Origin of the sequence: Thiocapsa roseopersicina, from assembly GCF_900106925.1 — a bacterium.
Classification (GTDB): Bacteria; Pseudomonadota; Gammaproteobacteria; order Chromatiales; family Chromatiaceae; genus Thiocapsa; species Thiocapsa roseopersicina.
The window spans coordinates 243383-261512 of sequence record NZ_FNNZ01000003.1 but is presented as its reverse complement, the minus strand read 5'-3'; the positions used below and the strand labels follow the sequence as shown (position 1 = coordinate 261512).

General features: G+C 64.3%; 16 protein-coding genes. 5 read left to right on the top strand and 11 right to left on the bottom strand.

All coding sequences use genetic code 11. From position 1 onward, the window contains the following. Positions 1-60 precede the first annotated feature (60 nt). The 5 genes from BLV04_RS05425 to BLV04_RS05405 form a co-directional block, all read right to left on the bottom strand. Entirely contained in the window at positions 61-834 is a 774-nt protein-coding gene (locus BLV04_RS05425; protein WP_093028856.1) for a PP2C family protein-serine/threonine phosphatase, read from the bottom strand. A gap of 52 nt (positions 835-886) precedes the next feature. Further along, positions 887-1621, bottom strand: coding sequence for a DsbC family protein (locus tag BLV04_RS05420; protein WP_093028855.1), 735 nt, complete (start codon positions 1619-1621; stop codon positions 887-889). 7 nt (positions 1622-1628) lie between these two features. Continuing rightward, positions 1629-2111, bottom strand: a complete 483-nt coding sequence (locus BLV04_RS05415) for a YajQ family cyclic di-GMP-binding protein (RefSeq protein ID WP_093028854.1) — start codon at positions 2109-2111, stop codon at positions 1629-1631. 80 nt (positions 2112-2191) lie between these two features. Further along, positions 2192-3088 carry a site-specific tyrosine recombinase XerD gene (xerD, locus tag BLV04_RS05410; RefSeq protein WP_093028853.1) on the bottom strand — a complete coding sequence of 299 codons (897 nt, stop codon included), beginning with the start codon at positions 3086-3088 and terminating at the stop codon, positions 2192-2194. Between the two features lie 113 nt (positions 3089-3201). Further along, positions 3202-3741: a methylated-DNA--[protein]-cysteine S-methyltransferase gene (locus BLV04_RS05405; RefSeq protein ID WP_093028852.1), complete on the bottom strand. Its 540-nt coding sequence runs from the start codon at positions 3739-3741 to the stop codon at positions 3202-3204. 497 nt (positions 3742-4238) lie between these two features. On the opposite strand from BLV04_RS05405, the gene BLV04_RS05400 reads away from it, so the two are divergent. Then, entirely contained in the window at positions 4239-4703 is a 465-nt protein-coding gene (locus BLV04_RS05400; protein WP_093028851.1) for a YcgN family cysteine cluster protein, read from the top strand. Between the two features lie 186 nt (positions 4704-4889). On the opposite strand, the gene trhP is transcribed toward BLV04_RS05400, so the two are convergent. After that, the gene (trhP, locus tag BLV04_RS05395) at positions 4890-6236 is read right to left on the bottom strand and encodes a prephenate-dependent tRNA uridine(34) hydroxylase TrhP (RefSeq protein ID WP_093028850.1); all 1347 of its coding nucleotides are present in this window, start codon (positions 6234-6236) and stop codon (positions 4890-4892) included. Between the two features lie 5 nt (positions 6237-6241). Further along, entirely contained in the window at positions 6242-7447 is a 1206-nt protein-coding gene (locus BLV04_RS05390; protein ID WP_093028849.1) for a ChaN family lipoprotein, read from the bottom strand. A gap of 103 nt (positions 7448-7550) precedes the next feature. Here BLV04_RS05390 and BLV04_RS05385 point away from each other — a divergent pair, with 103 nt between their 5' ends. Beyond that, a complete protein-coding gene (locus BLV04_RS05385; protein ID WP_093028848.1) occupies positions 7551-9689 on the top strand; it encodes a M1 family metallopeptidase in 2139 nt (712 codons plus the stop codon). A 22-nt stretch (positions 9690-9711) separates the two neighbouring features. Here the strand turns inward: BLV04_RS05385 and BLV04_RS05380 are convergent, their stop codons facing one another. The 3 genes from BLV04_RS05380 to BLV04_RS05370 all read right to left on the bottom strand — a co-directional run bounded on the left by BLV04_RS05380 (position 9712) and on the right by BLV04_RS05370 (position 14156). Then, on the bottom strand, positions 9712-11880 hold the full coding sequence (locus BLV04_RS05380; RefSeq protein ID WP_093028847.1) for an alpha-amylase family glycosyl hydrolase: 2169 nt from the start codon (positions 11878-11880) through the stop codon (positions 9712-9714). 74 nt (positions 11881-11954) lie between these two features. Continuing rightward, positions 11955-13076 carry an AI-2E family transporter gene (locus BLV04_RS05375; protein WP_093028846.1) on the bottom strand — a complete coding sequence of 374 codons (1122 nt, stop codon included), beginning with the start codon at positions 13074-13076 and terminating at the stop codon, positions 11955-11957. Between the two features lie 405 nt (positions 13077-13481). After that, positions 13482-14156, bottom strand: coding sequence for a Fe2+-dependent dioxygenase (locus BLV04_RS05370; protein ID WP_093028845.1), 675 nt, complete (start codon positions 14154-14156; stop codon positions 13482-13484). A gap of 159 nt (positions 14157-14315) precedes the next feature. On the opposite strand from BLV04_RS05370, the gene BLV04_RS05365 reads away from it, so the two are divergent. Then, the gene (locus tag BLV04_RS05365) at positions 14316-14897 is read left to right on the top strand and encodes a hypothetical protein (protein ID WP_093028844.1); all 582 of its coding nucleotides are present in this window, start codon (positions 14316-14318) and stop codon (positions 14895-14897) included. A 7-nt stretch (positions 14898-14904) separates the two neighbouring features. Beyond that, complete coding sequence (locus BLV04_RS05360) at positions 14905-16692, top strand: SLC13 family permease (protein WP_093028843.1); 1788 nt, start codon at positions 14905-14907, stop codon at positions 16690-16692. Between the two features lie 138 nt (positions 16693-16830). Here BLV04_RS05360 and ppnP read toward each other — a convergent pair whose 3' ends face one another. After that, positions 16831-17145: a pyrimidine/purine nucleoside phosphorylase gene (gene ppnP / locus BLV04_RS05355; protein ID WP_093028842.1), complete on the bottom strand. Its 315-nt coding sequence runs from the start codon at positions 17143-17145 to the stop codon at positions 16831-16833. Between the two features lie 100 nt (positions 17146-17245). Between ppnP and mepA the strand changes: the two genes are divergently transcribed. Beyond that, entirely contained in the window at positions 17246-18115 is an 870-nt protein-coding gene (gene mepA, locus BLV04_RS05350; protein ID WP_093028841.1) for a penicillin-insensitive murein endopeptidase, read from the top strand. The last annotated feature ends 15 nt before the right edge of the window (positions 18116-18130 follow it).

Sequence of the window (18130 nt, the reverse complement as noted above, 5' to 3'; positions counted from 1 at the left end):
GACTATGCGTGCGAATCAATTCGCACCTACGCGCCGGTGATTCAGCTCCAGGACATCAGCTTAGCGGGATTCGGTCGACGGCCCCCCGACCCGCAGAAGCGCCAATGTGATGTTGTCGTTACCGCCACGCTCGTTGGCGAGCCGCACCAGCGCCTCGGCGGCGGGCTCGAGATCGTTCCCGAAGCTCGCCGTCAGCACCTGACACAGCCAGTCCTCCGGGACCATGCCGGTGAGTCCGTCGGTGCAGAAGAGGAAGATGTCGCCGCGCGCGAGGTCGGCAACCCCGCCGGAGACCTTGACCTTGGAGGATGATCCGAGTGCACGGGTCAAAATGTTGGCTCCGATCCCGTATCGGCGTGCGTCCTCGCGCGTGCTGAAGAATCCCTGATCGACGACCTCTTGAATAAAGGAATGGTCGCGCGAGAGCTGCTCCAGTCGTCCTTCGCGCAACCGATATAATCGCGAATCACCCACGTAGCCGAAAGCCAGCCAAGCGTCGCCGACGGACCCCACCACCACCGTTGTCCCCATCCCGGAGAGATCCGGCTCGGCCTTGCTCAGGGTCCAGATGGCGAGATTGGCGTCCTGGATCGCCGTCTCGACAAAGGCCTGCGCCGCATCCGAAGGTATTTGATAGGCCATGTGCTCTCGAAAACGCTTGGCGATGACCTCGGCCGCCAATGCGCTTGCGACCTCGCCCGCCCGGGCGCCGCCGATGCCGTCCGCTACGATCAGGAAACCAAGGGCGGGGTCGACGGCCACTGCATCCTCGTTGCCCGCACGCACGCGGCCACGGTCGGTGCGCCAGGCATATTCGAGTGTATGAGCCGTCATGACGCCACCGCGCAGCGCTTCGACGTCATCGCCTGCGCCCGACGATCGTGCCTCAGGATCCGGGCGCCCCGTTGAGCTGGGCCGCCAGGCGCTTGGGCTCCACGTAGCCCGGAATCATCTCGCCGGTCTCGGTCAGGATGGCCGGGGTCCCGCGCAGACCGAGCTCCTGGCCCAAGGCCATGTGTGCATCGACCGGGTTCTTACAGGTCTTCTCCGGGATCGGCTTACCGGACTTCGCTTCGGTCATGGCCGAACGCTGGGCGGCTGCATCGCCGGCGCACCACACAGACACGGCCTCGGTGTAGGCGGGGCTGCCCTGCCCGGCGCGCGGATAGAAGAGATAGCGGACACGGATACCTTCTTTCAGATACTCGTCGATCTGGCCGTGCAGTTTGCGGCAGTAGCCGCACTCGATGTCGGTAAAGACGGTCACCGTGTGCTTGGCGTCGTCCGGCCCGAAGACGACCATCTGAGACTCCCCGACCGCATCGACCAAACCCTTACGCGCTCCGGCCAGACGCGGCTCGCTCAGATCCTCGCGGGTTTCGAGATCGACGATCCGCCCGTCGACGAAATAACGCCCGTCGGCGGTGACATACATCAGCTGAGTGCCGATCATGACCTCGTAGAGCCCATCCACGGGAGAGGCCGTCACGCTGTCGATCTCGACGCCCGGAACGATCTTGCCCAGGGCCTCCCGGATGGTCTTCTCGGGCGACGCCCACGCGGACTGCGCGGCGAGCATCAAGGCGGCAAGGGCGAGCGCGAAAACTCTGGCTTTCGTCATTGGATTCTTAGTCTCTGAAGTTGGTGAACTGGATCGGCAGACCCCAGTCTTCGCCGCGCAGCAGGGCGATCGCTTCCTGGAGGTCATCGCGTTTCTTTCCGGAGACCCGCACCTGGTCTCCCTGGATCTGGGCCTGCACCTTGGTCTTGCCGGCCTTGATGGCCTTGACCATGCGTTTGGCGGTCTCGCTGTCGACACCCTGCTTGAGCGCGACCTCCTGGCGGGCGGCACTGAGATTCGAGACCGGGTCGCCGGGGTCGAGCGAAGAGAGGTCGATCTTACGTTTGACCAGTTTCTGGCGGAGGATATCCATCATCTGCTGCAGGTGAAACTCCTGCTCGCCGATCATCAGGATCTTCCCGTCGCTCAGCTCGAAGCTCGCCTTGACGCCCTTGAAGTCGAACCGGGTGTCGATCTCGCGGTTGGCCTGGTCGACCGCGTTGCGGACCTCCTGCAGGTCGATCTCCGAGACGATGTCGAACGATGGCATAGAAATTTCTCACTCAGCACTGAAATCACCGAAGTCGGCCATTGTGCGAGAAAACACGCCAAAAGCGAACTGCTCGCACATCATCCTCGCGGATGATGCCGCGCATGGAGCTGCTTCAAACGCTCACGCGCAACATGGGTGTAGATCTGCGTGGTTGAAAGGTCGCTGTGGCCCAAGAGCATCTGCACGACGCGCAGATCGGCGCCGTGATTGAGCAGATGTGTCGCGAAGGCGTGGCGCAGGGTGTGGGGCGACAGGGGTTTGTAGACACCTGCCTCGAGCGCATAGCGTTTGATCAGCAGCCAGAACGCCTGACGCGTCATGCACTCGCTGCGACAGGTCGGAAAGAGATAGTCGGTCACACGTCCGCCGAGCAGCTCGGCGCGCGGCCCGCGCAAATAGTCCAACAGCCAGGATGCCGCCTCCTCGCCGAGCGGCACCAAGCGTTCCTTGTCGCCCTTGCCGACGATCCGCACGACACCCTGGGTCAGACCGACCTGGCCGGTTGTCAGGGTCACCAGCTCGGTGACCCGCAGACCGCTCGCGTAGAGTACCTCGAGCATGGTCCGGTCCCGGTGACCCCGCGCATCGGCGGTATCCGGTGCGCCGAGCAGCGCCTCCACCTCGAGCTCGCTCAAGCTCTTCGGCAGAGGTCGACCCAGCTTCGGCGCCTCGACACGAGCGCTCGGATCGTCGCGGATCACCCCACGACGCAGCAGATATTGGTAGAACTGGCGTAGACAGGACAGGAGTCGCGCACTCGAGCGCGGCTTGCGTCCCTCCTGCGAGAGAACGACCAGATAATCAAGCAGATCGAGCCGCTGAGCCTCGATCAGCGAGCGACCACGCTCGCGCGCGACCCAAGCAGCGAAGGCACGCAGATCCGACTGATACGCTGCCAGCGTATTCGGACTCAGACCCCGTTCGAGCCAGAGTGCATCGGCGAAACCCTCGATAACCCCTTGGTCCGCTGGCATTAAACCGTGTCTCCCGCAACATGCGAGGCCATCATCCCGGGCCGACTTTGCAGCAACCCCCGAGCGCCGGAGCAGACGCGGTTTAAATCATTCATTTTTTGTTGTTTTTTAATCTAAACCGCGTCATGAAAAAGTCCTCGGGGATGCTCCGGCAGCGGATCTGACTCAATCGCCTGTTCGGACCGAGGACGCGGTTTACGAGCTTCGTGGGCAAGGAGCCAGCGTTTGACGTCCAGCTTACGTCCGCTCGTGTCTCCGGAGAAACCGCCGAGCCCGTTGACCGCGACGACCCGATGGCAGGGCACCACGATCGGACAGGGGTTGGCGCGACAGGCCTGCCCTACTGCGCGCGGGGCGCTCCCGAGTTGTCGCGCGATCTCGCCGTAGGTGCGTGTTTCGCCCGAGGGGATCCGACGCAGCTCGGCCCAAACCCGTTGTTGGAAATCGGTGCCGACCAGCTCGACCGGGAGATCGAAACCGGCCGACGTTTGCTCGAAATAGGCCGTGAGCTGTTGCCGGATGGCCGAAGGCATGGTTTCCGACCCCGCGTCGGCGCTCGCGGTCGGCGGGTCCAGATCGACGCCGGTCAAGGTCTCGCCGACCCAGTGGATGGCGATCGAGCCGATGGGGGTCTCGATCAGAGTCTGCGGCATGGTGTTTTCCTCTGATTGTGATTCGGCATTCGATCTTAGGTCGAGGCAACTTCAGCTTCATCTTAGACCGCACCGCAGCCTCGGAAAAGGCAGCGCCAGCCTGTGGATAACCCTGTGGGCGAGTTGTTCGGTGGGGAATGAGGGCAACGCCCATGTCACTGTTTCTTCGAATGCCCGTCACCAAGAAGATCAGCACGAAAAAAACAAAAACAGTGGATTAAACAACTTTCCGAGAACATCTCCGAACACACCCGACGCTCCCGAATGTCCGTCGGGCGACGTATGTCCGTGTGCATAACGTCTCTGCGGCTTCATCCTGGTTCGCAAAAAAGTCAAGTCTCCAACGGGGAACATCGGTCGAATCAGGCCCAATCGCGAAGCGCGGCGACCGGATTCACCGGCATGGGGTCCAACAGACGGCCCGACCGACGCGGGGTGCATCGACCGTTCGGATCGGTCAAGATAGGCGAAATGAGTGACTTGTGGATATGCCCGACATGAGCGAACCCGATGAAGGCACCGTTGAAGGAATGGCGAGATTCTGGGAATCCACCCCGCTCTCGGCCATGACCCCCGAACAGTGGGAGTCGCTCTGCGACGGCTGCGCGAAATGCTGTCTGGAGAAGTTCGAGGAAGAGGAGACCGGGGACATCATCTACTCGCGCGTCGCCTGCGCGCTTTTGGACCTCGACACCTGCCGGTGCAGCGATTATGCCGATCGAGCGCGGCGCATGCCCGATTGCGTCACCCTGACACCTGCGGCCCTGGCATACTCGCGATGGCTTCCGGAGACCTGCGCCTATCGGCTGTTGGCCGAGGGCAAGCCGTTGCCGAGCTGGCATCCGCTGATTACCGGTGATCCGGGTTCCGTCTTGGAAGCCGGGCAAAGCCTTTATGGACGGGCCATCAAGCCGGGGCCGAAGACCGACCCGCTGATGCATCTCATCGATTGGATCCGCTAAACCGCGCCCGGCGCGATATGCGATGTTTTTGGATGGGATCGGTCCCGGCAGATTTGACGACCGCTGGAAACTGCGCGGTTTAAGATATTAAAAAATATATCAATTTAAACCGCGTTTCCGCTAAGAGCCGTGGCTACACCAAACGTCGAGCTCACTCGAAAGCGAGCATCTCGCTCTGGACGCGGTTTAGGGGCCGGGCGGCTCGGAAAGCATTCGAGTCAGAAGGGCGTGCCCATCTAGGGCCGAGGCAACCGAGGCCGGGACGGGGATGCGCACCTCCCAGCCGTCGCCCGGCGCGACCTGAAGCTCCGTCTCATCGATATTCCTCATGCACTCCAGACGGAAGCGATGATTCCCGGCGGGGGTCAGAAGCTCCAACGCGTCGCCGACGGCAAACCGATTCTTGACCCGGATATCGACCCAGCCGTCGCGACTGCCGGTGATCTCGCCGACAAAGATCTGCCGCTGGTTGCGCGAGGCACCGTCGTCGTAGTTCTGAAGCTCGCTCGGGGCATGACGCCGGTAGAAGCCCTCGGTGTAGCCGCGGTTGGCGAGCCCTTCCAGATCGGTCAGCAAATCGCCGCGGAATGCTCGCCCGGCGAGCGCATCGTCGATCGCTGCGCGGTAGACCTGTGCGGTGCGCGCGACATAGTAGTGCGACTTGGTCCGGCCCTCGATCTTCAGCGAATCGATTCCCATCGACACCAACCGCGCGACATGCTCGACCGCGCGCAGATCGCGCGAGTTGAGGATATAGGTCCCCTCCTCGTCCTCGAAGATCGGCAGATAGGAACCCGGACGCTCGCGCTCTTCGAGCAGATAGACCTCGTCGGCGGCCGGATGCCGCGGCGCGCCCCTGTTGTCGCCCGCGACGTTCATGGACAAGTCCAAGGATGCCGCCAGCGGCTCGGTCGACGCCGCGCTCGCCACCCGATAGTCCCAACGGCACGCATTGGTGCAGGCGCCTTGATTGGCGTCGCGATGATTGAAGTAACCCGACAACAGACATCGCCCCGAATAGGCGATACAGAGCGCACCGTGCACGAAGACCTCGAGCTCCACGTCGGGACAGGCGGCGCGGATCTCGGCCACCTCGTCCAAGGAGAGCTCGCGCGAGAGGATGACCCGCGAGACCCCCTGCCCCGCCCAGAAGCGCACGGCCGCGGCATTGGTGGTATTCGCCTGCACCGAGAGATGGATCGGCTGGTCCGGCCAGCGCTCGCGCACCAGCATAATCAGGCCGAGGTCGGCCATGATCAGGGCATCCGGACCCATCGCGAGGATCGGCTCGAGGTCCGCGACGAAGCTCTTGAGCTTCGCCCCGTGGGAGAGGATGTTGGCGGCCAGATAAAAGCCCTTGCCGTTCGCGTGCGCCTCGGTGATGGCGCTCGCGAGCGTTGCCCCGTCGAACGCGTTATTGCGCACCCGCAGACTGTATCTGGGCAGACCTGCATAGACGGCATCCGCCCCGTAGGCGAAGGCGTAACGCATGGCCTGCGGCGAGCCCGCGGGCGAGAGCAGCTCCGGTCGCATGTGGCTCAACGCAGCTCCACCTGGAAGCTCAGCCGCTCGTCTGCGCCGAGCTTGCGCTCGCGCAGGACCTCGACCGGCATCTTTTCCCCTGGCCCCTTGTCGAGCAAGGCGATACGCACATCGGCGTAGGCGCTCACCGGTTGATCACCGATCTGCACGATGCGGTCCCCTTCCTGGATGCCCGCGTCCTTCGCACCGCTGGACTCGGCGAACCCCTGGATCAAAGCGCCGCCGCGATCGACGCCCGATTCGAGCATGACCCCGAGCAGACCGGACGCGGGCAGCGCAATCTCCTGCGGATAGAGGAAGAAATCCGCCGCGGCCGGATCCATGCTGCGCTGGGTCCCGTTGAGAATCGTCACCGTCGGGACATCGACACGGCGCGTCAGCCGACTGGGGATACCCTGACCGTATTCGACATGCCCCGAGCCGGCCAGGACCACAAGCGTGCGCTCCGGGTTCGCCTTGAGATAGTCCGCCGCGCGCTCGGCCATCCCCTCGTCCCAAAGAAGCTGGACGTCGAGGAAATTCTCCACGTCCTGCTTGCGCTCGCTCGGGTGCATGGCGAAGACCGCCTCGATGCGCTCACGGTAGGTCGGGTCGCTGCGATCGATCTCGACAGGTATGCGCGCGCGCTCGGTCTCGGTCAGACCCGCGATGCCGACCTCGCCCACGCGCCGGGTCAGCTCGGCTTCCAAATTCAGGGCGATGACCGGGATGCCGTGCTCGCGGGCGAAACGCAGGATGGGACGATAGAGCCGATAGTCGAACCGCCAGCGGTCGAAATATTCCGTGCGGCGCAAAAACTCCGCCTCGTCGATCTCGCCCGCGATATAGGCGTCGATCGCCGCCTGATAGGGCTGTTGGAAAAACTCCATCCCGATGGCCAGCGATTTCCCGCGCACGTGCAGGCCTTCGATGACGGCCAGTTGGTTGAGGTGGTCCTCGTAGCGGTCATGGCTCTCGCCGACGAAGACCACACGCCGGTCGGCGATGCGATCGAGCAGATCGCTCATGTCGGAGAGCGCGCCGAGATCCAATACGCGGGTGCCCGGGTCGGGCGCCTGCGCCGAGCCGACCGGAGCGCCGACGGGCGCGCCGGCTTGTGCAGAAGAGGCATGCGGAGGCGAAGACTCGGGCCCGGCGCAGGCCCCGGACACCAGCACGGCCGTCACGACGAAGGCCGACAATTGAAAATAGGACACGAACATTCCTCTCTGGTCATGAGCCGATTCGGCCCGCATAGTTGTACCCGGCGCAATGCGGACAGCTCGCTCGCGCTCCCGATCCCTCAGCCGCTTGGATCCTAGACCGATGCGCAACCCGTTCGTTTCAAGCCTCTTGCTCTGCCGCTCGATACTTCTCGGATCCATCCTGCTCGGCTCCGCACAGGTCGCGGCAGACGCGGCGATCGTCGAGCACGCCATCGAGGCCCGTGTCGACCCCGCTGCGGGCACCCTGCAGGTTCGGGACACGCTGACATTCCCGGAGGACAGACCCGAATGGTTGCTGCTGCTGCACGCCGGGATGGCTCCGGAAGTCACCTCCGGCAACGCGCGGATCGAGACCGCCGAGCGCCTCGAGCATCTGACGGGCTACCGGCTGCGCATCACCGGACCCGGCCCCGTGACCTTTGCCTACGGCGGATCCATCCGCCATGATCGCGAGCAGATCGCCGAGGGCATGGGCCGTGCCCGCGAGTGGTCCCGCGGCACCATCGCACCCGAGGGCGTCTTTCTCGACGGCAACAGCGGTTGGTATCCGCGCATCCCGGACAGCCTTCAGACCTTCTCGCTCGCGGTGACGCTTCCGGACGGCTGGACCGCGGTCTCGCAGGGCGACGGGCCGGGCGATCCGGCAAGCGGACGCTCGACCTGGCGCGAGACCCATCCGCAGGACGACATCTATCTGATCGCGGCACCTTTCGAGCGCTATGTCGATCGCGCTCGGGCCGGAGATACCGCATTCGAGGCCCAAGTCTACCTGCGCGAGGCCGACGCCGCCCTGGCACAGCGCTATTTGGACGCGACCGAGAGCTACATCAACCTCTATTCCGAGTTGATCGGCGACTATCCGTTCGCGAAGTTCGCGCTGGTCGAGAATTTCTGGGAGACCGGCTACGGCATGCCGTCATTCACGCTCCTCGGATCGCAAGTCATCCGCCTGCCCTTCATCATCCACACCTCCTACCCTCACGAGATCCTTCACAACTGGTGGGGGAACGGGGTCTATATCGACTACGCGGCGGGCAACTGGGCCGAAGGGCTCACCACCTATCTGGCCGATCACCTGCTGCGCGAGCGCGCCGGCGAGGGTTGGGTCTATCGGCGCGAGATGCTCAAGGGCTATGCCGATTATGTCCGGGACAGCAGCGATTTTCCGCTCGTCGAATTCCGCGGCCGACACGGCGCGGCCTCTCAGGCGATCGGCTACGGCAAGAGCGCCATGCTCTTCCACATGCTGCGCCGCCAGCTCGGCGACGAGGCGTTCAAGGCCGGTCTTGCGCGTGTCTGGACCGACAACCGTTTCCGTGTCGCCGGCTTCGATGATCTACGCCGGTCGTTCGAGGGCGCGAGCGGGCGCGATCTTGCCGCCTTTTTCGAGACCTGGACGACGCGCTCCGGTGCGCCGAGCCTCCGACTGACGGACGTGGCCGTGACCCCCGACGGCGGGGGATTCGCGCTGACCGGCCGAATCGAGCAGACCCAAGGCGGCGAGCCCTTCCCCGTGCGCGTCCCCGTGCTCGTCCACCAAGAGACGGGCGACCCGGTCAGTCTCGTTGTCGAGCTCACCGGAGGAAGCGCGGACTTCGAGGCGGCCCTGCCGTCCGCGCCGGTCCGGGTGGCGGTCGACCCCTGGGTCGACGTCTTCCGCGAGCTGCTTCCGGGCGAGACGCCCGTCGCCTTGAGCAACCTCTTCGGATCGGAGCGCGGGCTCATGGTCCTGCCCGCCGGGGCACCCGAGGCACTCAAAGACGGCTATCGGCGCCTCGCCGAGGCATGGAAGACAGGCCACCCCGGCTGGGAGATCCGTTGGGACGACACCCTGAAGTCTCTGCCCGAGGACCGAGCGGTCTGGCTGATGGGCTGGGAGAACCGCTGGCTCGATCGCTTCGCGCAGCTGGCGCAAGGCGTCACGCTGGAGCCCGAGCAACGCCGACTCCAACTCGGCGGCGAAGACAGGCTAGACGGCACTCAGGTCAGCCCCGTGCTCACCGCCTGGCGCGACCGACAGCCGCTCGGCTGGCTCGCCGCGAGCGAGCCGGCCGCACTCCCCGGCCTTGCGCGCAAGCTGCCGCACTACGGGAAATACAGCTATCTGATCTTCAGCGGCAGTGCGCCCGACAATCAGGCGAAGGGCCAATGGCCATCGGGCGACTCCGAGCTGGTCGCCTGGCTCGGCCCGAGACGCGCGCTTGCGCCGGTCGCCGAGCCACCCGCCTTGGTGCCCTGACGACGTCCAGGCTTCGACCGGCTCACTTGAGATAGACCCCGTCCTCGCCGATCTTCCCGGGGCCATCCAAGACATAGATCCCGGCCGAGTTGGCCTTGACGTGAAACAGCAAACGGCCCTGGCACTCCTGCTCCTGGCCGGTCACGGCGTCGCGATAGATCCCCGGCCGGACCCCGTCGATCCCGATCTCTTGATCGGAGCCGATGGCGAGCCCGACCACGACATAGGTCCCGCTTTCCGGGTGATCGCGCACGAAACGCATCCCGCTGCCCCATTCGGCGAGGTGGCTTAAGCCGGCCTTCTGCAGCGCAGGAATCGCACGGCGAATCAGGTTGAGACGCTGGATGTGGCGATAGAGCGGGTTGCTCTGCGTCTCGGCGATGCGCGCGTCGCTCAGGTGATCTCCGAAATAGGCGCGCCCGGTCTGATGTAGGGTGTCGCGCTCGCCTTCGACGTCCTGGGGAGCGCCCTTCATGAACTCGATCTCCTCGCCGAAATAGAGACAGGGGATCCCGCGCACGGTCCAGATGAGGTTGTAGGCGGCCGCAGCCATCCACTGCTCGCCCTTGAAGCGGTATTTGAAGTCGTTGTCCGGACCGACGTCGTGGTTCTGTAGGAAGGTGACCAGCTGGGTGACGTCGCCGTAGATCCAGTCCATGCCGAGGATCTGGGCCGTACCCGCATAGGTGCCCTTGCTCACGGTGTCGCGGAAGGTCGAGAAGAGGCCGAAATCCAGCTGCGGGAAGCCCGAGTCGCCGCCGGATTCCGGATCCTGCGGGTCATGGCCGATACGCGTGTACCACCAGGGTCGGATCTGCGAGGGACCGTTGTCGCCGCCACCGAGATCGCCCCAACCGTAGCCCTTCACCAGGTTCTCGCCGAACACGAAGAGGCCGGGCTTGTGCGCCTTCCAGGCGTTGATGTACTCGAGCAGGTTGTCGCGCTCGACATGCTTGACGGTATCGATGCGCAGCGCATCCACGCCCATGTCCAGATACCGATTGATCGACCCGATCAGATAATCCTTGACGTTTTGGCGCTCGGTGGCGAGATCGATACAGTCGCCTGCCAGATGTTTGTGCTGGAGCGAATGCGGACTCTCCCAATCGCCGCCGCAGATGAAGCCCTCCTGGTGGTACCACTCGGGATCCAAATCATTGGGGTCGACACCGAAGAAACGCCCGGGGTTGTAGCCCGGCTTGGGTACCGTCTCGCCGGTCTTGGGATCGATGAGCGGCTCGATGCCATCGGGATCTCTGCCGTGGCGCTCCCGGTACCATTGGGGCGCGACCGGGTTGTCGATGTCGTCGCGATTCGCCCAAGCGTAATTGCCGAGGTGGCCTTGGTAAGGCCCGTGATCGACCTGCCCCTGCTCCGAGCCTTGCGGCACGTAGTATTTGATCGGCAGATGGTCGATGTGCACCTGCCCGCGGATGCCGTACTGGCAGGAGTGGTTCACGACGACGTCCTGGATGATCTTGATGCCCTTGGCGTGGGCGGCGTCGATCAGGTCCTGATAGGTCACTCCCGATGACTCCAGACGCGGATCGATGCGCGTCCAGTCGTAGGGATGATAGCCGTGGTAGTCCAGACCGGAGCGGTTCTCCACGGGCGGCGTGATCCAGATGGCCGTGAAGCCGAGATCGCGGATGTAATCCAGACGTTGGATCAGCCCTTTGAAGTCGCCGCGCCAATGGGGATCGACCGGATTGCCGGTCTCGTCGAACTGGATGCGATCGCGGCAGAAGAAATTGTTCGATGGATCGCCGTCGTAGAAACGCGTAGTGATCAGAAAATAGATGGTCTCCTCGCGGAAATCGCTGCGCTCGACAACCGGGCGCAGCTCGGTCGTGAAGCTCGGCAAGGGTCGGGGAGCGGGTGGCGGCTCGGCGCTTTGCACGGACCGCACGCGATGCCCGGGGCGATGATCGTGCCAGTGACTTCTGGCGTCGAGCCAGCCGTCGGCATCGCGAAAGTGATCGTGCGTCTGATGGCCTTCACCGTCGGTGAAGACCAGATGCGCCGAGCGGGTTCCGGCTAGACGGATCCGGTACCAGTGCTCGTCGAGCGTCTCCATCGGCACGCCGGGCCAGTCGCTGCGAGGCCCGATCGGTTCGGCATCCCAAACGTGGGCGCGGACGATCGAGCCCCAACCGGGGCGGCGCTCGAAGTGGAGGATCAAATCGGACATCAAGAAGACTCCGTGTCTCGGTGGAAAGATTCGGCCCGCGTGGGCCGCAAGGTACGGCGGGCGACGCGCGTGGCTCAGCCCTGCCGTGCGGGACCTTCCTTCGACGGCACCGCGGCGGCGTCCTGCGCAGACTCGGACCCGCCGTGCAGCCAGGCGAGCAAGAGCTTGTAGCCGAGCACCAAGACGACCGAGCCGACGAACAGCCCGATGATTCCGGCACTGAGGAACCCGCCGATCGCACCGACGAAGATCACGGCCATCGGAACATCCACACCGCGCCCGAGGAGAATAGGCTTGAGGATGTGCTCCAAACTGTACACGAACAGGCTCCAGACCAGAAACGCGAGGAAGGTGAAAGTTCCGACCTGGAAGAACACATAGACGAGGATCGCAACCGTGATCGGGAGGATCCCGATCTGCACCACGCACATCACCAGCGCCAGCAGCGCCCAGAGCCCGGCGGCAGGCACGCCGATCGCCAGCCACCCCAGCCCCGCGAGGAGCGACTGGATCAGAGCGACACCGAGAATGCCGCGGGTCACGCTGCGGATGGTCGCCTCCGAGAGCTTGGCGAACTCCACGCCCCGCGCCCCCGCCAAACGCCGCGCGAGGGCCGCGCTCGCGCGTTGCCCGACTTCGGCCTGCGCAAGCAGGAAGCCCGCGATCAGGATGGCGACCAGGATATGCAGCAGGCCCACACCCGCCCCGCCGGCCACCCCGATCGTCCAATGCAGGGCAACCTTGAGCTCGGGCTCGATCTCCACGAGCACCGCCCTGAAATTCGACGTGCCCTCGGACCACACGCGCGCGATGTCGTCGCCGATCATCGGCAGCTGCGCAATGGCATCGGGCAAGGGCGGAATCGTCAGCGACTCGTGGCTGAAGGCGGCGATGACCCTGTGCACCTCTCCGACCAGCGAGGCACTCAGAAGCAGAGCCGGCACCAGCAGGAGCGCAAAACAAAGCAAGGACATGATGACGGCGGCGAGGATTCGACGCCCGTGCAGAACCTGCGTCAGTCGCTCGTAACCCGGATAGAGTCCGATGGCGATGATGATCGCCCAGGCAAAGGGCACGATAAAGGGTCTCACGATATCGAAACACCAGGCGACCAGGATCGCGATAAACGCGATCCGGATGAACGCCTCGACCGCTCGATCCAAAAAGATGCGATCCCCGTCGCCGCCCTGTTGCATACTCGATCCCCTTTGCTGTTGAAGACAGCCTTGTTTGCCCGCTTAAAAACCGCGCCCGGCGCGGTGCAGGGCGTTTTAGGATTGGATCGGCTCCGGCAGACTTGATGACCGCTGGCGCCTGCGCGGTTAACGAACGCTGCAAAAACAACCGAAACACGTAGGATGGGTAGAGCGCAGCGAAACCCATCCAGCCCGCGCCGAACGATACCCCGGGCGATCCCCGAGCGCGAAGAAGACTCGACGCGTTTTGTGCTCCGTCGGGGCCGGATCGGGGCTAGTGCAGCACTGCAGATGTATCGAGACTGTTCGTTGTCGTTGTCGTTGTCGTGGTCGTATCCGATGGTCGATTACGACAACGACCACGAAAATGATCTCGGACGGTCTCGGAATCTCTGCACCGCTCCACTAAAGATCGCTCCACATGCGCACGAGATTGGCGTAGGAGCGATCGACATAGGCGGTGGCGTCCTCCTCGGGTGCCGTCTTGAGCAATCGCTCGCGGGCGAGATTCAACTCGTAGAGAAGCTCTCGGCGTGCGGGATCGCGCACGTAGCTCTGGATCCAGGTCAGGGCGACCAGACGCTCGCCGCGCGTGACCTCCATCACGCGGTGCAGACTCGAAGAGGGATAGACGACGGCATCGCCCGCGGCGAGCTTGATCCTCTGCTCGCCGAACGGGGTGCGGATGGACAGCTCGCCGCCGTCGTAGGACGCGGGATCGTTGAGAAAGATCGTCATGGAGACATCCGAGCGGAAACGCGGGCCGGTCGTCCCCATGATCGGATCGTCGACATGTTCCCCGTAGGCCATGCCCGGGGTGTAGCGGGCGACGATGGGGTCCGCCACCCGATGCGGCAGGACACCGAACCGAAAGGTCTCGTGATGACCGAGACTCGCCATGATGATGCGGATGAGTCGCTGCATGCGCTCGGGCTCCGGCCGCATCTCTTCGTTGTGCTTGACCCGACCCGCGGCAAATCCGGCGGTCAGTTTACCGTCGACGAAGGGTGCATCCGCGAGGGTCTCGTGGATCTTGGCGATCTGTGCGCTGTTGAGAAGCGCCGGGATGGTCAACAACATGCTGTGCTCCGAGGGCGACACGACGCGCGTTGCAGTCGCCGCGGCCGCAGAAAGAGATCGATAGACTGAAACCGCGTCTCGGCATCGGACCTCCGCGAGGTCGAGCCCGCTCCGTATAGTACTATCCGAGACCATCACCAACGACGAGCGAGGCAACCGATGCTTCTGAAAGCCATCATCGACGATCGGATCTACGAGCTCAACGTCCCGGATGCCCTGATCGGCCAAGCGCAACCCTTTTTCGAGAAGCTGGACCAGGATATGGACGCCGGCTGGCAGATGAGCCGGGAGTGGGTCGAAAAACCGGATCGGCTGCAGCGTTGCCAGATCGTCGCCGACAAGCTGCTCACCGCCCTTGAGTCCGAGAACCAGAAGCTCGGGATGATGATGGCCGGCTACATTCTGGCGCGTCTGCCGGGGGTCGAGTCGGTCGAGCTCGACGTGCAGGGCGAGATCCAGAACAACCGCTTCAACCTCGCCGAGCATCGACCGACCGAGGAGCCGCCGCGCGCTTCAAAGGCCCCCGGCGGTCTCGGCAAGCTCGACGCCATGGAACAAGCCGGCAAGGACGTGACCAAGGTCTTCAAGGTCGGCCGCGGCTGGCGGTTCTCGGTCTTCGACCACACCACCGGGGCCTGGCAGGACTCGCCGCTCGCACCGACCGAGGACGACGCCTCGCGGATGCGCCAAGAGGCGTTCAAGGCCCGTTACGAGGCCCTGCAACGCGGTCGCGATCACTGACGAGGACATGAGCACCTTCATGCAACTCGGTTGGGAGGGCTGGTTCAGCCTCGGCATCGTGGTGCTGTGCTTCGGGCTCTTCGCCTTTAGCCGCGCGGCACCGGACGTGGTCACGGCGGGTGCGCTCACCCTGCTGCTCCTGTTCGGCATCCTGACCCCGGCGGAGGCACTGAGCGGTTTCTCCAATCCGGGCATGCTGACCGTCGGCGTGCTCTACGTGGTGGTGACGGGCCTCACCCAGACGGGTGCCGTCGGCTGGATCGGCCCGAGTCTGCTCGGACGTCCGCGCGGCCCGACGGATGCGCGGCTGCGCCTGATGGTGCCGGTCGCGGGGGTGAGCGCCTTTCTGAACAACACGCCGGTCGTCGCCATCTTCATTCCCGCCGTGCAGGACTGGGCCAAGCGCAACGGCCTCGAGCTCTCGCGCCTGCTCATCCCCTTGTCCTACGCCAGCATCGTCGGCGGCACCTGCACCCTGATCGGAACCAGCACCAACCTGGTGGTCAACGGACTCTATACGGAGCGCCTCGGCGGCGAGGGGCTCGGCCTCTTCGAGCCGATCTGGATCGGCCTGCCCATCACGATCGCGACATTGGTCTTCATGCTGACGGCGGGACACTGGCTGCTTCCGAAACGCACATCCGCGGCCGCCAGCTACGAGGATGTCCGCCAGTACACCTCCGAGATGCTGGTCGAGCCGGGGAGTGCGCTGATCGGCAAAAGCATCGAGGACGCCGGTCTGCGCCAGCTCCCCGGCCTATTTCTTATCGAGATCGAGCGCGGCGAGCAAGTGATGGCGGCGGTGTCCTCGCAGGAGGTGCTGCAGGCGAACGACCGGCTCGTCTTTGCCGGGATCCTGGATTCGGTGATGGACCTGCAGCGCACGCGCGGCCTGATCCCCGCGACCAATCAGGTCTTCAAGCTCGACGTGCCGCGCCCCGGGCGCTGTTTCGTCGAGGCGGTGCTGTCGGATAAATCGCCCTTGATCGGCAAGAGCGTGCGCGCCGGGCGGTTTCGCAATCGCTACGACGCTGTGATCATCGCCCTCGCACGCAACGGCGAGCGAGTCGACCGCAAGATCGGCGATATCGTCCTGGCACCGGGCGACACCCTCTTGCTGGAGACACGCCCGGATTTCGTGGAGCAGCAAAAGAACTCGCGCGATTTTCTGCTGGTGAGTCAGATAGGCGATTCGCACCCGCTCAAGCACAAGCACGCGCCTGCTGCCATCGCCATCGTGGTCGGGATGATCGCGGTCGTGACCCTGGGTTGGCTGAGCATGCTGGAGGCCGCACTGCTGGCCGCCGGGCTCATGATCCTGACCCGCTGCACCGACAGCCGCACTGCGCGACGCTCTCCGGATTGGCAGGTACTGGTGGTGATCGCGACATCCTTCGGCATCGGCGCCGCCCTTGAGAAGACAGGCGCGGCCTCGGTCGTGGCCGGCGGTCTGATCGGGCTGGCGGACGGCGATCCCTGGGTTACGCTCGCCTTGGTCTTTACGGCGACCGCCCTCCTCACCTCGCTTGCGACCAACAACGTGGCGGCGGTGCTGGTGTTTCCGATCGCCGTGCAGGCGGCCCAGAGCATGGGAGTGTCGCCGGTGCCCTTCATCATGACGGTGATGATCGCGGCATCCGCCAGCTTCGCGACCCCGATCGGCTATCAGACCAACCTGATGGTGTTCAATGTCGGCGGCTATCGCTTCGGCGACTTCGTGCGGATCGGTGTCCCCTTGACCTTAGTCGTGGGATTGGTGACGGTCCTAATCGTGCCGCTCGTCTGGTCCTTCTGAACAAACGGCCCTGATCGGCCAGGCTCGGCCCTATCGGATCCGTAGGTTGTGCCGACGTCAGGAGGCACAACTTGCGCCGGCGGTTGGTTGTGCCTCGCACGGCTCGACACAACCTAGAGCCTGGTCCGCGAGGCCCGATCAGCTTACGAAGGAGCAGCAATAATCGGTCAGCGTCCGCACGCGAATGCTGAATGTCGCCTGAGCCGGAACCTCGAATGACTCCCCCGCCTGTACTTGCACCCAATCCGTCGCATCGGGCAGCAGGACATCCAGATCCCCCTCGAGGATCTCCATGATCTCCCTGTCGAGGGTGGTGAACTCGTAGTCGCCGGGCTGCATGATGCCGAGTGTCTTCTTGCTGCCGTCGGGAAAACGGATGGTGCGGCTGGTCACGCCGCCGCCGAAGTAACAGTTGGCCTTCTTGACGATGCTGACGTTGGTGAATTCGGACATGCGACGAAACCTCGTTGTCTGAAAGAGGATCTCGATCCTCGAAGCGATCCGCGTATCATGCGCCGCAGTCTCGTTCGCTGGAAGTCATACAGGAGAAGCCATGACCCGGATCACCCAGGTCCGCGAGCTCGGACCCGCCCTTGCCCTCTGCATCGTCGGCGCCCTGCTCCTTGTTGCGGCGCAGACCGGCCAAGCAACGCCTTGGGCCGAGGTCGCAGCGCCGAGCGCCGGACCGCCGGAGGTGATCGGGGGCGTGTCCAACGGCTGTATCGGAGGTGCCGACGCACTGCCGGAAACCGGACCCGGTTACGTGAGCATCCGTCGCTACCGCAATCGCTACTATGGTCATCCCGAGCTGCTGCGTTTCGTCGAGGACATGGGGCGCGCTCAGCAGTCGCGCGGCCAACGTTTCATCATGGTCGGCGATCTCAGTCAGCCGCGCGGCGGACGCATGTCGTCTTCCCATCGCAGCCATCAGAACGGGTTGGATGTCGACATCTGGTTCACGCTGGCGGACTCGCCCGCCGCGGCCCGGCGCCTGATGGACAATCGCTCCGATCCGCAAAGTATGGTCCAACCCGGTGGGCGCTCGGTAAGCGCGGCCTGGGGGCCCGCTCAGCACAGCCTGATCGAGACGGCCGCACGGCATCCGCGTGTCGATCGGATCTTCGTCAACGCGGCGATCAAACAAGCGCTGTGTCGAAACAGTGGGAGCGCCGATCGGGATTGGCTCCGCAAGATCCGTCCCTGGTGGAGTCACGATGCGCACTTTCACGTGCGGCTGCGCTGCCCGGCCGGAAACCCGGATTGCGAATCGCAGGCCGCGCTGACAGGCGACGACGGCTGCGGGGCGGACCTCGCCTGGTGGTTGAGCGACGAGGCACTCAAACCCTCGAAAGGCGGTGCCAGTGCAGCGAAGCCCGAGCCACGCATGCCTCAAGCGTGCAGCGCGCTCTTGCGCGATTTCTGATCGTCCGTTGCGCCT

Coding starts and splice junctions, on each gene's coding strand:
- BLV04_RS05360 (WP_093028843.1), top strand. CDS start 14,905: ATGAGCACCTTCATGCAACTCGGTTGGGAGGGCTGGTTCAGCCTCGGC.
- BLV04_RS05390 (WP_093028849.1), bottom strand. CDS start 7,447: ATGTTCGTGTCCTATTTTCAATTGTCGGCCTTCGTCGTGACGGCCGTG.
- xerD (WP_093028853.1), bottom strand. CDS start 3,088: ATGCCAGCGGACCAAGGGGTTATCGAGGGTTTCGCCGATGCACTCTGG.
- BLV04_RS05420 (WP_093028855.1), bottom strand. CDS start 1,621: ATGACGAAAGCCAGAGTTTTCGCGCTCGCCCTTGCCGCCTTGATGCTC.
- BLV04_RS05415 (WP_093028854.1), bottom strand. CDS start 2,111: ATGCCATCGTTCGACATCGTCTCGGAGATCGACCTGCAGGAGGTCCGC.
- trhP (WP_093028850.1), bottom strand. CDS start 6,236: ATGCGACCGGAGCTGCTCTCGCCCGCGGGCTCGCCGCAGGCCATGCGT.
- BLV04_RS05425 (WP_093028856.1), bottom strand. CDS start 834: ATGACGGCTCATACACTCGAATATGCCTGGCGCACCGACCGTGGCCGC.
- BLV04_RS05370 (WP_093028845.1), bottom strand. CDS start 14,156: ATGTTGTTGACCATCCCGGCGCTTCTCAACAGCGCACAGATCGCCAAG.
- BLV04_RS05375 (WP_093028846.1), bottom strand. CDS start 13,076: ATGCAACAGGGCGGCGACGGGGATCGCATCTTTTTGGATCGAGCGGTC.
- ppnP (WP_093028842.1), bottom strand. CDS start 17,145: ATGTCCGAATTCACCAACGTCAGCATCGTCAAGAAGGCCAACTGTTAC.
- BLV04_RS05400 (WP_093028851.1), top strand. CDS start 4,239: ATGAGCGAACCCGATGAAGGCACCGTTGAAGGAATGGCGAGATTCTGG.
- BLV04_RS05365 (WP_093028844.1), top strand. CDS start 14,316: ATGCTTCTGAAAGCCATCATCGACGATCGGATCTACGAGCTCAACGTC.
- mepA (WP_093028841.1), top strand. CDS start 17,246: ATGACCCGGATCACCCAGGTCCGCGAGCTCGGACCCGCCCTTGCCCTC.
- BLV04_RS05405 (WP_093028852.1), bottom strand. CDS start 3,741: ATGCCGCAGACTCTGATCGAGACCCCCATCGGCTCGATCGCCATCCAC.
- BLV04_RS05380 (WP_093028847.1), bottom strand. CDS start 11,880: ATGTCCGATTTGATCCTCCACTTCGAGCGCCGCCCCGGTTGGGGCTCG.
- BLV04_RS05385 (WP_093028848.1), top strand. CDS start 7,551: ATGCGCAACCCGTTCGTTTCAAGCCTCTTGCTCTGCCGCTCGATACTT.